At 57.8% G+C, this 13,303-nt stretch carries 12 protein-coding genes and 4 pseudogenes; 10 read left to right on the forward strand and 6 right to left on the reverse strand.

Annotation, left to right across the window (positions count from 1 at the left end):
* The first annotated feature begins 71 nt into the window (after positions 1 to 71).
* The 4 genes from ABVQ20_RS36815 to ABVQ20_RS36830 all read left to right on the forward strand — a co-directional run bounded on the left by ABVQ20_RS36815 (position 72) and on the right by ABVQ20_RS36830 (position 1,794).
* Positions 72 to 680 (forward strand): addiction module antidote protein, encoded by a 609-nt coding sequence (locus tag ABVQ20_RS36815; RefSeq protein ID WP_354464726.1) that lies wholly within the window; start codon positions 72 to 74, stop codon positions 678 to 680.
* Positions 643 to 1,071, forward strand: a complete 429-nt coding sequence (locus ABVQ20_RS36820; RefSeq protein ID WP_354464727.1) for a DUF982 domain-containing protein — start codon at positions 643 to 645, stop codon at positions 1,069 to 1,071. The genes ABVQ20_RS36815 and ABVQ20_RS36820 overlap by 38 nt, the downstream gene beginning before the upstream one ends.
* Before the next feature lies 1 nt (position 1,072).
* Entirely contained in the window at positions 1,073 to 1,321 is a 249-nt protein-coding gene (locus tag ABVQ20_RS36825; RefSeq protein WP_354464728.1) for a DUF982 domain-containing protein, read from the forward strand.
* Between the two features lie 254 nt (positions 1,322 to 1,575).
* The gene (locus tag ABVQ20_RS36830; RefSeq protein WP_354464729.1) at positions 1,576 to 1,794 is read left to right on the forward strand and encodes a hypothetical protein; all 219 of its coding nucleotides are present in this window, start codon (positions 1,576 to 1,578) and stop codon (positions 1,792 to 1,794) included.
* A gap of 51 nt (positions 1,795 to 1,845) precedes the next feature.
* Here the strand turns inward: ABVQ20_RS36830 and ABVQ20_RS36835 are convergent, their stop codons facing one another.
* Complete coding sequence (locus tag ABVQ20_RS36835; protein ID WP_354464730.1) at positions 1,846 to 2,643, reverse strand: aspartate/glutamate racemase family protein; 798 nt, start codon at positions 2,641 to 2,643, stop codon at positions 1,846 to 1,848.
* Between the two features lie 409 nt (positions 2,644 to 3,052).
* Between ABVQ20_RS36835 and ABVQ20_RS36840 the strand changes: the two are divergent.
* Positions 3,053 to 3,250 (forward strand): annotated as a pseudogene (locus ABVQ20_RS36840) (IS1595 family transposase); the annotation flags it as partial.
* A gap of 216 nt (positions 3,251 to 3,466) precedes the next feature.
* On the opposite strand, the pseudogene ABVQ20_RS36845 reads toward ABVQ20_RS36840, so the two are convergent.
* Positions 3,467 to 4,494: pseudogene (locus ABVQ20_RS36845) on the reverse strand (IS110 family RNA-guided transposase).
* Between the two features lie 247 nt (positions 4,495 to 4,741).
* Here ABVQ20_RS36845 and ABVQ20_RS36850 point away from each other — a divergent pair.
* The 4 genes and pseudogenes from ABVQ20_RS36850 to ABVQ20_RS36865 all read left to right on the forward strand — a co-directional run.
* Positions 4,742 to 5,411: pseudogene (locus ABVQ20_RS36850) on the forward strand (IS630 family transposase); the annotation flags it as partial.
* Positions 5,412 to 5,519: 108 nt separating this feature from the next.
* Complete coding sequence (locus ABVQ20_RS36855) at positions 5,520 to 6,530, forward strand: DDE-type integrase/transposase/recombinase (RefSeq protein WP_354464731.1); 1,011 nt, start codon at positions 5,520 to 5,522, stop codon at positions 6,528 to 6,530.
* Positions 6,493 to 7,428 (forward strand): hypothetical protein, encoded by a 936-nt coding sequence (locus ABVQ20_RS36860; protein ID WP_354464732.1) that lies wholly within the window; start codon positions 6,493 to 6,495, stop codon positions 7,426 to 7,428. Before ABVQ20_RS36855 ends, ABVQ20_RS36860 begins: the two co-directional genes overlap by 38 nt.
* 2 nt (positions 7,429 to 7,430) lie before the next feature.
* Positions 7,431 to 7,757, forward strand: a pseudogene (locus ABVQ20_RS36865) (transposase); the annotation flags it as partial.
* Positions 7,758 to 7,854: 97 nt separating this feature from the next.
* Here ABVQ20_RS36865 and ABVQ20_RS36870 read toward each other — a convergent pair.
* Together ABVQ20_RS36870 and sctV are read right to left on the reverse strand one after the other, a co-directional pair.
* On the reverse strand, positions 7,855 to 8,406 hold the full coding sequence (locus ABVQ20_RS36870) for a hypothetical protein (protein ID WP_354464733.1): 552 nt from the start codon (positions 8,404 to 8,406) through the stop codon (positions 7,855 to 7,857).
* 35 nt (positions 8,407 to 8,441) lie between these two features.
* Complete coding sequence (gene sctV / locus ABVQ20_RS36875) at positions 8,442 to 10,535, reverse strand: type III secretion system export apparatus subunit SctV (RefSeq protein WP_354464734.1); 2,094 nt, start codon at positions 10,533 to 10,535, stop codon at positions 8,442 to 8,444.
* A gap of 91 nt (positions 10,536 to 10,626) precedes the next feature.
* Between sctV and ABVQ20_RS36880 the strand changes: the two genes are divergently transcribed.
* On the forward strand, positions 10,627 to 10,938 hold the full coding sequence (locus tag ABVQ20_RS36880) for a hypothetical protein (RefSeq protein WP_354464735.1): 312 nt from the start codon (positions 10,627 to 10,629) through the stop codon (positions 10,936 to 10,938).
* A 164-nt stretch (positions 10,939 to 11,102) separates the two neighbouring features.
* Here ABVQ20_RS36880 and ABVQ20_RS36885 read toward each other — a convergent pair whose 3' ends face one another.
* Complete coding sequence (locus ABVQ20_RS36885) at positions 11,103 to 11,993, reverse strand: SctD/MshK family protein (RefSeq protein WP_354464736.1); 891 nt, start codon at positions 11,991 to 11,993, stop codon at positions 11,103 to 11,105.
* Positions 11,994 to 12,397: 404 nt separating this feature from the next.
* A complete protein-coding gene (locus ABVQ20_RS36890; protein WP_354464737.1) occupies positions 12,398 to 12,691 on the reverse strand; it encodes a nodulation protein NopC in 294 nt (97 codons plus the stop codon).
* Positions 12,692 to 13,303: the final 612 nt, after the last annotated feature.

Here is a 13,303-nt window from a genome sequence, read left to right on the forward strand (position 1 = left end):
GAGGTCACCGTGTTTTGCTCCGGGCAAGCTGCCGCAATAATCTTGGCAACTGGCCGGAAGAACATATCAGTGTGGACAAGTCGGCGAAGGGTTTTCAGTTCTATGCCGCGAAGGATCGCGTCATGGCCCGCGAGGCCGACTTCGGTCTGATGATCTGGGACGGCAAGAGTCCGGGCACGGCGCTAAACGTCCTGCGTCTCGTCCGCGCAGGCAAGAAGGCCGTCCTTTTCAACGTCCCCGCTCGTCGGGCAGTGACGTTCAAGGCGGCGGGTGACTGGGAAGAGTTTCTGAACCAGGGTGATGAGGAACTGCAGCGGGGGCTTCGCGAACGGGCGACTGATGAAGAATGGCAGCCGCACAACGTTTCCGACCAGCCAGATATGCTTGATGCGCTGACGGCATCGGCGCCGCCGGACGAACTGGCCCCGTTTCAGAGTGAGACCGAGCTGCATGCGGCGATGAACGAGGCACTCAGCACCGGTGATGCCAAGGCGATTGTCGAAGCTCTCGGAAATATCGCGCGAGCACGCGGCATGAGTAAGATCGCGCGTGATACCGGCCTTGCGCGCGAAGGGCTGTATCGGGCTCTAAGCGCCGACGGCAACCCCGAATTCTCGACAGTACTAAAAGTCCTTACGGCCGTTGGATTCAAGCTCACCACCACGAAAGCGGCAGCCTGACAATTGGGACGCGCAACCACGTTCCAAGTGCAAGGCTGCCTTCACACCAGGTCTGATCCATGAAGCCGCCCTCAAAGCGTGCTATGATGCATACGATGGGCGAATACCTGTGAGCGCCGCGCGCAATGCTTTTTTCGGCTTTGCAAAACGGGCCGCCATATTGGAAGATGCAACCTCCGCGATGCAGTGGCTCGTTGCCTGTAAGTCGAGCACCGGAAAAAAGTACAAGTGTAGGCGTCGGCGACATGTGGCTGGCGCCGCCGCGGAGGGCTGTGTGTTGAGATTTCACGCTAGCGAAGCAGAAGCAATCCTCAAGGATGGACGGAACCGTTCGGCTGGGCAAAGAGGTGCGACCGAGCTATGCCGCATGATGGCCGTGGAGGAGCGGTGAGATGACCGCGTTGAACAGATTTGAGAGGCCAGTCGTTGTTCAGGCTGGCCGCCACAGCTCGGAGCGTATCGTGTTCAGTATCAATGACGCGGCCGCGATCTTGCTCCGTGATCTTCATCGCCAGACTGTGAAACGGAAGGTAGCGATGGACGCCTGTCTGCAGGTATTGCGCGGTGAAGCTCATCCGCCAGCCGCTCGAAGAGCTTTCGTGGCAGCCGCGCTCGAAGCAAAGATTCTGCGCTGCGATTAAAGGAATCCTCGCATCGCGCGAGTTTTATCGCTGATTTCGCAGTTTAGCCATTCTGTCACGTTCCCTCCACAGGCGGGGCGCTGCCCGTGATTACCCAGGCGCTGCGTGTCGGCAAACGGCAAAAAAACGAGCTGCCTGAACTGGCAAGATCCGGCAAATGCCTCGAAATTAGCGTTAACTAGCTAGCGTGTCAGTGTGTCAGGTTCCGAACATAGACGACGCCGCTGCTACCCGACCAGCTTCACGGAGCGTAGATGACGGGCCAGGTAAAGTTTCGCCGGAAGTTGCTACGCGGACAGTTTCTGCGCTTGATGGAAAGCCCGCCTGCGGCTGTCGTTGCCAAGGATCACGACGTTTATCGAAGTTCACATACGTTGGTCGTATCCGCTCATCCCTTGCTTCTCTCCGCCTTCGTGCTGGCAGATTCCGCCTTGCCTCGCGGCTCGGCGTACTGGATATCCGGCGGCTACTGAGCCAAAGCGTCGGAACCAACATTTTTTTAGTACTAAAGCGGTCATCGTTTTCTACCCCACGATCGGGTCGGCCAACATGTGCGGAAGTGATTGGCTTTCTGCTATCCACCAGTCAATGCAAGCGTCAGCAAGGATATTAATCGGGTCGACAATGTCATTGTCGTCTGCGAGATCTCCGCAGATCGCGGACATTTCACTGCAAGCTAGGATAATTTTGTCGGGCTCGAAAGATCTGGCGGCTTGGACAAGTCTCATTAGATTTTCCTGTGCATCTGTTGTGTTACCGGACTTCACGTCAGCTATTATCTTGATGGTATCATCCTGAAGTTTCTTGAGGTTGCGAAAAAACTCTTTGCCGAAGTCGTTTTCATCTGGTCCAGCGTAAAGCCCATTTTGCATTGAGGCGCTCGTTCCCAAGGAAATTGAGCGAAGGTTGTGTGCTTCGCTGCCACGTGAGTCCTCTATGGCTTGTCGTGTGATCTCTACCATATCGATAAATTTTACTGACAGCGCTTGTTTAATCTCTGTGGCCCAGAGATGTGCAGTATTGCAGGGGATAGCAAGTGCTCCGCATCCAGCTTTCTCTAGCCAATACGCGCGTTCCAAAATTTGCCGCAAGGGGGCGTCGCTGCCGATTGAAATTGCATGCGAACGATCAGGGATATTGGGAACCGATAGACAAATAAACGGGATGTGATCCTGGTCTCTTTCAACTCGGCTTTTGCGAGCCAGAACCTCCAAGAATTTAGCAGTCGCCAAGCTTCCCATTCCGCCGACCACTCCAAGTGGGTTTCGTTGCCCAAGAAGTCCGGGAGATGGGGGATTACGTTGCGGGATGGCGTCGATCATCGAAAATTCCTATTGTTGAGGTTTGCGCCCGCGATCATCTGTGAGGCCGGCCCTCCGCGGTTTCCGTTTGCGTGTTCTCAATAGCGAAATGTTCTCTACCTGCTCCGCCGCGTGTGCGGGATGCCCGGCATCGCTGGAGCCATGACGACGCGGATCCGCCTAGAATTGCCGAGCTTTGTTGACGCACGATGAGCGCATCAAAAATCGTGCCAACTTCGCTGAAAGAGACCTGGATAAAGTTTTGATATCAAGATCAGGTATTTAAGCCAGAGCGCGGTACGAAATTGGGCCACACACCACTATTTAGCAGGCGCGACAAACCCGACAGGGCATGATGGTCGATGGCCGGGTAGAGATAGCGCCAATGCCGGAGTTTTCGCGTAGGTCTCGGCAATTGAACCGCCCGCAACGCTGGTTCCAGCGCGCGCTCACAGGAAATGCTGTTCGGAAAACTCGGCACGACCGGGAAATCATGCGGACCCTCTGGTCACGGATACCGCCGGCACTGCAATTGCTGAACGTTTATTGCGCCGCCACGGGTCGTCAGATGCGTCGAAGCCCGGACGGTAACCTTATAATCAAATCAGCAATAGCTGTCTTTGGTTGATACAGGCCGCGTACGATTTTGAGCAGCTCTTCTGTGGTTGCCGCCCGTTGTGCAAGTCGTTTCTGACCTTTTGAACGTGTGATCGAATGCGGTCTTCTGTCAGGCCTTCACTTGCGGCGTTTTCAGAAGCCGCTGGCGATCCGGATAGTTCGATCTTGCGCCCATTCAGGTCATCGACTTATCACACCTCGTTGCCGACATTGACGAAAGCTGCGTTCATGCAGCCGCCGTCAGCGCCGGATTCCGATAATCTTCCTGCCGCGTCAGCATCGTCCAGATCATACGCGCCATCTTGTTCGCCAGCGCGATCGCCACCAGCATTCGGGGCTTTCTTCCAAGCATACGCACCATCCAGGTTTCAATGGATGTTTCCTTGCGGCTCGCCCAATTCACGCGAGCCATGGCGCCGATGATCAGCAGCCGACGAATGTCGACCTGCCCGGCTCTCGAGATCTTGCCCAGCCTTTCCTTGCCGCCGGACGAAAACTGTCGCGGCACGAGGCCGAGCCAGGCGGCAAAGTTGCGCCCCGATTTGAAGTTTTCCATCGTCGGGGCAAACGCCTCGACGGCCACAGCGGTCATTGGCCCGATACCCGGCATAGTCTGAAGACGCCGGGCAACATCGGTCTGCTTGGCGAGAGAGGCTAGCTTCTGGGTCTTGCTGTCAATTCTGACGGTCTTTTCACCGATTTGTGCCAAGAGATCACGGCCCTCTTCGCGTACGAGATCGGGCAGGTCACTAGCCGTGTCGTTCAGTATGGCTTCCAACCGCTTGACGTGTCCGATGCCCACGGGAACGACATGCCCATATTCATAGAGCATTGCGCGTAGCGCATTCACCAATTCCGTGCGTTGATGGACAATGCGTTCTCGCGCCCGGAATAGAATAGCCCGCGCTTGCTGATCCGGTGTCTTAGGTTCGACAAAGCGCATTTCCGGCTGCCGCGCCGCAATGACAATCGCTTCTGCATCAGCAGCGTCGTTCTTCTGACGTTTCCGGAAAGGGCGCACATATTGTGGCGCGATCAACTTGGCCTCATGACCCAGCGCCATCAACTCGCGTGCCCAGTAGTGGACGCTCCCGCAGGCCTCCATGACGACAACAGCGGCCGGCTGGCTCAGCATGAAACGCAGAAACTGCCCGCGCGACAACTTCTTGCGAAACAGCACCTCCCCGTCATCGATCCCCCATGGAGCTGGAAAACATTTTTTGCCAGATCAACCCCAATCATAATATTCTTCATTTGCCATCCTCTCCGCTGCGTGACCTTTACGGATCACAACTTTGGCACACTGCGATGCCGTCTGGGGAGGGCGGCAACCACCCCATCTTGTTCTGACCCCTTTGAAGCGCAGCCGCGTGCTGCGACAAAGCCTTCAGCGTTCAAGTCAGTTTTGTTCTCTAGAGCACATCCTTTGATTGATGAATCGATTGTGATGTGACGATGGGGTGTTTTGCTGATTCAACGTCCACGTCTACGGAGGTGGAAGATGGGCAGAGCACTGAGCGGGGATCTTCGGTCCCGAGTGTTAAAGGCTTCGGACGAAGGCATGTCTGCGCGGCAAGCTGCAGCCCGGTTCGGGGTTGGGATATCGAGCGCGATCCGCTGGTTTGCGCGGGCGAAGATCGGCGAGTTGACGCCCCGGCCGCAGGGGTGGCAACGCGCTTCCCGCCTCGATGCGCATGAAGCCTTCATTGTCGGGCTGATCGAGGATCGCAAGGACATCACGCTGAACGAGATGGTGGAGCGGCTTTCGGACGAGCAGTCGGTGCGGATCAGCCGCAGCGCGTTGAGCGCCTGGCTTCGCAGGCGCGGCTGGACATACAAAAAAGTCCGCACACGCACTGGAGCAGGATCGCCCCGACGTTCTGAAACGGCGCCGGGACTGGTTCGACGGCCAGCTCGATCTCTATCCGGCGAAGCTCGTGTTCATCGACGAAACCGGCCTCTCCACAAAGATGGCCCGCCTGCGTGGAAGAGCGCCGCGCGGCGAGCGCTGCCGGGCCGGCGTGCCGCATGGTCACTGGAAGACCACGACCTTCACCGGAGCGCTGCGGCTGACGGGCATGACTGCGCCCTTCGTCTACGACGGTGCCATGAACGGCAGCGTGTTCCTGGCCTATGTCGAGCAGGTGCTGGTCCCGACATTGTCGGAGGGTGTCGCGTTGCCTCAAGGAAAATGTTACCGCGCGGCTTGGTTGCCTCACCTAAAATGTTACCCGTGAAGGCGAATACCGCCATGATGCTCTCACCACGAGGGAGGCATCATGACGACGAACATGACACATGCCATGCGCATGGAACTGGCCAATGCGGTCAGGGATCGCTATGCGGCCGCAGCGACTAAGGACAAGCGCAGGATCTTGGAGGAGTTTATCGCCGCGACGGGGTATCATGAAAAGTCCGCAATCCGTGTCCTGAACAGCCCCCCGCAGCCGAGGAGCCGGCAGACCCGTCAACGCCCGTCGCTCTATGACGAGGCCGCTCGGGGCGCGTTGATTGTGCTGTGGGAAGCTTCCGATCGAGTCTGCGGCAAGCGCCTTAAGGCACTGCTGCCCATTCTATTGCCGGCGCTGGAACGCAATGGGCATTTGAAGCTCGAGGAGGAGATCCGCCACAAGATCCTGTCGATGAGCGCCGCGACGATCGACCGCTTGCTCCAAATGCCGAGGCGCACCATGCCTACGAAAAAGAAGCCAAGGGTCGTGCCAGAGCCCCGGCGGCGCATCAAGATGCGCACCTTTGCTGACTGGAACGAGCCGCTTCCGGGCAGCATGGAAATGGACCTGGTTGCTCATTGCGGAGAGGCCAACCGCGGTAGCTACGTTCACAGCCTGGTTCTGACCGATATCGCGAGCGGATGGACGGAGGCCGCGCCCATCGTGGTCCGAGAAGGCACCCTCGTGGTCGAGACACTCGAGCGCATCCGCATGGGCTTGCCCTTTGCCCTGAGAGCGCTGGATGTGGATAATGGCAGCGAGTTCGTCAACAATAGGCTGATCGAATATTGCCTTGGTCACGGCATCGAACTCACTCGCTCGCGGCCTTACCGTAAGAACGACCAAGCGTGGATAGAGCAGAAAAATGGCGCCGTTGTACGGAAGCTCCTGGGTTATCGGCGCTTTGAAGGCTTGGCGGCGGCCAGAGCGATCACGCGCCTCTACACCGGCATCCCGGCTGTTCGTGAACTTCTTCCAGCCCTCGTTCAAGCCGGCTGCCAAGCAGCGCGACGGAGCGAAGGTGGCCAAGCGCTATCATCCGCCGCAGACGCCCTGTGAGCGTCTCCTGCAGGCGGAGGGCATCCCGATGGCTGCCAAGAGCAAGCTGCGCGAGATTGCCGCCGACCTCGATCCGCTGAAGCTTCTGGAGGAGATACGAGCTGTGCAGGCCTATCTCGCAGCCCTGGCTGACGACGAAACACCGCCGCCGACGACATCCGAACCACCCGACCTGGCCGCGTTCGTAGCAAGCCTGTCGAGTGCCTGGCATGCGGGCGAAATCCGTCCGACGTTCTCCACCGAAGCCAAACCGCGTTACCTACGACGTCTACAAAAGGTCTCGACGCAAGTCCTTATTGCGGCTCCCACCGCCGCGCTCAAGCCGGTGATCTCACCCACTCCTACCGCGAAAGCCGCGAAGATGCAGGAGAAGCTGAAGCCGGTCTACGCCGAGCCTGGCCAAGCCCGCGTCCAGGCGCTCCGCATGGTGTGGCCGATCGTTTGCCGCCGATTGGAAGAATTCCCCAACATCAATGCCACGCAACTCTTCGACGAGCTGTGTGTCCAGTTTCCAGGTCGATTTACCCGCAAGCAGTACAAAACACTCGTCCGGCGGGTCAATCTGTGGCGCCAAGCAGCTCGCGCACGCGGTGTTGTCGTTGGGCCGAAGACGTATCGTCGGCTCAACGACAAACCGCGTGGCCGACGTCCCGACATCTTTAAGGACCATTGGGAAGAGATGGCACGATGCCTTGAAGAGCGTCCGGATCAGACCGCACTTGAACTTCTCGTCGAGTTCCAGGCCCGTCACCCAGGACGATACAGCTTGCGCCAGCTTCACACGCTGCAGAAGCGAGTAAGGGCGTGGCGACAACAAGCCGTGCAGCGGCTCATCGGCGAGGTCAGCGGCCCAGCGCCATACCTCGCTTCAGATTCCACACGTCTGGCGAGCGGGTAACATTCTTGGTGAGGCAGCCGGTAACAAAATTACGTGAGGCAACACGACAGGAGGGCGACGTAGTCGTTATGGACAACCTGCCCGCCCACAAGGCGGCAGGGGTTCGAGAGGCAATCAAGCAAGCCGGCGCCAGGCTCATGTTCCTGCCGCCATACAGCCCCGACTTCAACCCCATCGAGAACGCCTTCTCCAAGCTCAAGGCGCTGATGCGCGCCAAAGCCGAAAGAACTATCAAAGCTTTATGGGACGCCGTCGGCTCGCTCCTCCACCAATTCACGCCAGCCGAATGTGCCAACTACTTCAAGGCTGCCGGGTATGAACCAGATTAAACAGGACGTGCTCTAGCTGGTGCTTCCCACCTGATGACATAAGCCGGAATTGCGACCGCTTCTGGCATGCGCATGCGAGTCTGGTGCATGTGCCCAGCTACCGCGATTGTGCCAACGTACTCCGTTCGGACTTCCTCCCGTCAAACGCAAGCGACAGGTTGAGATTGTGCTGCACCATCTGATTCCCTGGTTCTGTTTCGAGAGCTTGCCGATACAGCGCTTGTGCAGCGTCGTGCCGCCCTTCAATATCCAAGATAACTCCCTTCGCATTCAATGCACGCAAGTTACCTGGATCCGCAACTAAGACGCTTTCGAGTACCTGAAGCGCCTCATGCGGGCGTTTCTGCGTCACCAAAGAATTCGTAAGACTGATCGCCCCATCGACATTGTCAGGATGCTGCTTCAGATCATCCCGCAACGCCCGCTCTTGAGCATCCTGAGTGACTGCGCGCAGAATGCGTTCGCGCATAGCCGGATCGACCTTATTGGCGCCGAGCAACTCTGGGGGCGACGTCTCCTTCACTGAAAGAGCCGGCTTATCCCAGCTGGCGCAACCGCCAAGAGGTAAAATGGCGAGTATTGCGAAGAGAAGTGAGCCCAGACGAAATAACAGTAACGGCGGAGTGAGTGTTTTCTCATGTGAATTCATGCTTCGTTCTCAGCTTTCATCGAGTGCTGTGCCTTTCAGTTGGTGGCAACCCGGATAGTGCGAGAATCCCCTAGCGTTCCACTGTTTGTTCCAAGCGGAAGCTTGACGGATCCGGCGGGCTGAATCGTAAAGTCGGAGGCGAGATCCTGATAAGACAGTACGGCAAGATCGATCCCGTTTCGGGTGAGAAAACCGCGGACGAAGCGTCGGACATCCATTGAAGTTAATACAACAGGGCGGGGCTGACCCGGTGCTGTGCTGGAAAGGATCTGACGCATCTGTGACAGCAGCGCTTCGCTTTGCCGATCCTCTAACACGAGGTAGGGGCCTGCAGCCGAATCCCGAACCGCACTGCGCACCACATCCTCAGTCTCACGTTCGATGATAAAGGCGGCCACGATACCGTGTGTGGCATAGCGGTGACAGATCTGCCGCTTCATACCAGAACGAACGTATTCCGTGAGCAGGGCGACGTTTTGCTCACGTTCGCTCCATTCGGCCAATGCCTCCAAGACGAGCCGGGTATTGCGGATCGGGATACCTTCATCCAGTAGGCGGCGCAGCACATCGGCAATTCGAGGGATCGGCGTCGTGCGCAGCACCTCCTTCACCAGATCAGCATATTCCCGCTCCATCCGGCCCAGCAATTGGCGGGTCTCTTGGATTCCCACCAAGCGCGGTGCATAGCGGGTCAACGTCGCATGGACACGCAACGCGAGGAGTTCGCTTGGACGGTGATGCCCGATGCCGGCGGCATTGAGGGCCGGTGCATGGCTTTGTTCGACCCAGATTCTGCCCGTTTCTGCATCATGCCGAAAGGGGATGCCGCTCGATTCAATGTTCGCCAGATCGTCTGTGAGCGTTAGCTGTGTCGGATTAATCAAATCCTGTTCGACTGGCACGCCCTCGACATCTATCCTGAATTGCGACTCGGGCAGCTGCTGGTCGGCCGCGACTGGGATGCGGGGAACGATAATGCCGAGATCGGCTGAGACTAGTTGCGAAACGCGTGCAATATGCTGTTGCAATTCGACTTGGTCGATCGCATCCGTAAGGCTCGGCGCAAGGAAGAAGGCGATCGGACATGCCTCCGCAGGTACGTTTTCCTTTTGAGGCTCCCCTGGAGCTGCAGTTGTAGCATCGACATTGCCGGCGCCCAGCCCATTACCCTTGACAAGGCTTGCGGTGGCGAAGACTGCGGCCAAGATCAGAAAGACGGGTAGCGGGAAACCAGGAACAAACCCCATCACAACCAAGACGCAGGCCGCAAGCCGCAATGCTCGCTTACTGGACGTGAGTTGATTGACTATGTCGGTACCAAGGTTGAGGCTTGCAGCCCCAGTTACACGAGTGACGATGGTCGCCGCGGTAATTGAGAGCAGCAGGGCCGGAATCTGCGAGATTAACGCATCACCTATCGTGAGCAGAGTATAGTGATGCAGCACCTCGCCGAAGGACATGCCCTTCGAGAGCAGGCCGATTGAAATCCCACCCAGCATATTGATGCAGATAACCACCAGCCCGGCGATGGCGTCGCCCTTCACAAATTTCATCGCGCCATCCATCGCGCCATAAAGTTGGCTTTCCCTCTCCAATGCGGCGCGCCGCCTGCGAGATTCGTTGGCATCGATGTGACCGTTCCGCAACTCTGCGTCGACCGCCATTTGCTTGCCCGGCAGAGCGTCGAGCGTGAAGCGCGCCGCCACTTCTGCTACGCGTTCGGCGCCCTTCGCGAGGACCATGAATTGCACCATGGTCACGACCAGAAATATGACGAAACCTACAACGATATTGCCTGAGATTACGAAGTCGCCGAACGTGTGGATGATGCTGCCTGCCTCCCCCTCGGCCAGGATCAGTCGCGTCGTTGCGATGGTGAGCGCCAGACGGAATACCGTGGAAATCAAAATGACGCCGGGCAAAGAGGAAAAATCAAGTGGCGTGCTGACATACAGGGCAACCATCAGCAGCAGTATGGCCAACCCCATATTGAATCCGATCAGCGTGTCGATCGCCACGACCGGGACTGGCATGACCATCATGGCTACGGCCAGAAGCAGCATTAACGCGACCATTAAGTCCGGGTTGGCCGGCGCACGCTCGATGAAGTTACGCAGGACGTTGGCCATGGAGGCCCCTTTATGATCGTTTGAGAATTGCTCTGCTGCTACGCAGCTTTCGAAGACCCACCAGCGCATGGCTACAGGCTGAGAGGCAGGCGTGAAGACAGCTGGCCCTGGGATGTTCCAGTCTGTCCAGAACCGTCAGGCCCTCACCGCCGAAACCTCCCGAGATCAGTGCATAGGCGAGAAGCCGCAGCAGTTGAACATCCTGAAAATTACCGTGGGCAGCGAGCCCCAACAGGGGCAAGTTTCGCGCGCTCTGCCCACACGCAAGGTGGAGGTAGGAAAGGGCGCAGAGGAAATCGCGCTCCTGCTCGGGGATCAGCACGACATCACCGGTTTCGGAAACGTTCGTCGGTCACGCTGGAGCGTTGCGCTCGATCCGGATCCACCATCGGCTAGCCTTTGATCAAGCTGTTCCGGTTCTGCCGGAGCAGGACCACCTGCCGTAACTCGTCCCGCAGGACGACAATTGCCTCAGGCACGGCCGAATGATACCGAGCGCGACAGGATAGGTGGGGCAGCTTGACCATGGAGTTCTCCTTTTCGTACGGCCTGCGAACCTGGAAACTTTTAATAAGGGAGAGCAGCAAGGCGGCCATTTCGACTCAGCAGCACGCGGCCGTCCTCGATCCGATCGACCGTCCATCCATCATCCAAAAGGGCGCCGACGAAATACTTCTCACCATCGATTACAACATACGGCAGGGAGCCACGCCAAACAGCTTCAACGGCGATTGCGGATGGCCCCTTCTCCTCTTTGAGGACCACTCCATTGACCAGTGTTAGAGCGCCCTTCGTGCGATGATCGAACCACTGCTGAGCCTTCTGCCAACTGGTGGCCGATGCAGACGTGACGGTGCCCTCAGCGGTCACAACACCCTTTGCGGAGCCGATCTTAATATTGAGCAGGCCCGCTTTATTGACTTCGTCTTGCAGGTCTTTGGCCGCTGCCACGGTAGTCTGATCGTCAGCGCGGTTATTGGTCAGCTGGGACTCAAGTTCGGCACCAGGTGAATTGGCGCTCAATGCACCAGTGTTGCCGTAGTAGGAAAAAATGGCCGATAGCGCGCCGATCCCCAGAGAGCTGAGCAACACCAAGGCGAGTACGGAGATGGATAGGCGTGGTATCCCGATCGAACCAGCTGACGCTGCATCCTGCGCTGACCAAAGAATGGACATCGCGCCTGCATGAATGACGACAGGAAGCGGAACCACAACGCACTCGCCTGCGGCAATATTCCTGTTGCCCTCCACGCTGAGGCCGGCTGCAAGCGCCTCGACCTCGATCGAATTGCCAAGAAGAGTGATACGAAGATGATGTGGCTCCAGTCTTTGCTCGACGAAGATTATATCGGCATCGAGGCCACTACCGATTAAGCTCGTTTCGAGAGCCGCCTTACCGGTCAGTCCGCAATAGAGCCCCGACAGAACTTCGAAATGCAGGGAAACGGCGTCATTCAAGGATGATCTCCCGAAAAAGGAGAGGAGCCGCACGGCAATTGCCATGCGGCTCCTCTCGGTTCCACACGCGCCACCTGGGCGACGTGATCGGGGCTACCCTAGAACCCCGATCCGACATTACTGAACGCGTTCGTCGGCCGCCTTCTTGATTGTCTGGAGGTTGGTCGTAACAGTGCGCAGCTCTATACTCCTTTCCGTAGCCTCCATGCTAACCGCCGCTAGCTCCTTGATTTGCGCCTGGAACTCGGCAGCACCAGCGACTTTGGCAGCTGCGTCTGCACCAGCCGCAACGCCACCACCAGCCGCACTCCCAGCAGTACCTACTTTACTCATATCTTTTCCCTTTCTGTTAGATCTGTGCCGACACCAATGGCACGCACCTCCTGACGCCGGACCATCCAGCGTCAGGCATCCTCTTCAGTTTCTGCCATAGCGTCGTCGGTATCAGCCATGGCATCGCTCACAAGCTGCACCGCAACCGAACGAAGAGCCATTTCGAAGGCCTCGCTTTGAGCAGCAGCTTGCGAGCCGTCCCCAGAAATGGTCGGACTATCAGCCCCATCGCTCCCGCCAACCGGCCCGTTATGACCAGAAGACCCGGTGGATCCGTGCTGCGGCTGTCCATGCGAATCTCCATGCCCCCTATGGGCCAAGGAAACACCGATGTTGCCAATTCCGCTCCCAATTGCTGCGACCATCAGTTACTCCAGCATCTGTTTCCATTGGCGGCGACGTGTAGAAGATCAATTTCCACAAGCTATGAGCGCGAGCTTTCGAGAAGCTGACGAGTCTCGACAAAAATCGCGCTATCGCAAAAATAAATAGTCGTGCGCGATCTGGCCCCCTACCGAGGCAGAGTTCTTTCGTTCGCGGCAAGGTGATGGTGTGGGCAGTACGCTTCTACCGCAGGCATCGGGTCAGCTGTCGTGATCTTGAATGGTTTCGCCTTAAGATAGCGCGAAGAAAGTCAGGATATATCAGGCTGTGACTGAGTGCCCCACCCTCGGTGCGGTCCTCTTCACAGACGACACCGGTTGCCAGCTGAATCATCAGCCGTGCTGTGTGGCCCTACTCCTGTTTTCCGCTCAGTCTTGGTCACCGAGTGCACGCACGCGGCGCCTTTTTGTGCCGGATAGTAGAGGTCCGCGATCGGTGCGTCGGCCGCCAACGTTCGGCGCTAATGCGTCCACATGACCTGGCTCTTCCATTCGGTCGTCCTACGCTCCCGGCGCATCCAGACCTGCGCGGCTGCGATATCAATAGGCCCGAAGCTGCCGGTCAGTGACCCGTCCGCCTGAGCGCTTTGTGCC

The sequence above is a fragment of the Mesorhizobium shangrilense genome, assembly GCF_040537815.1.
Taxonomy (GTDB): Bacteria; Pseudomonadota; Alphaproteobacteria; order Rhizobiales; family Rhizobiaceae; genus Mesorhizobium; species Mesorhizobium shangrilense.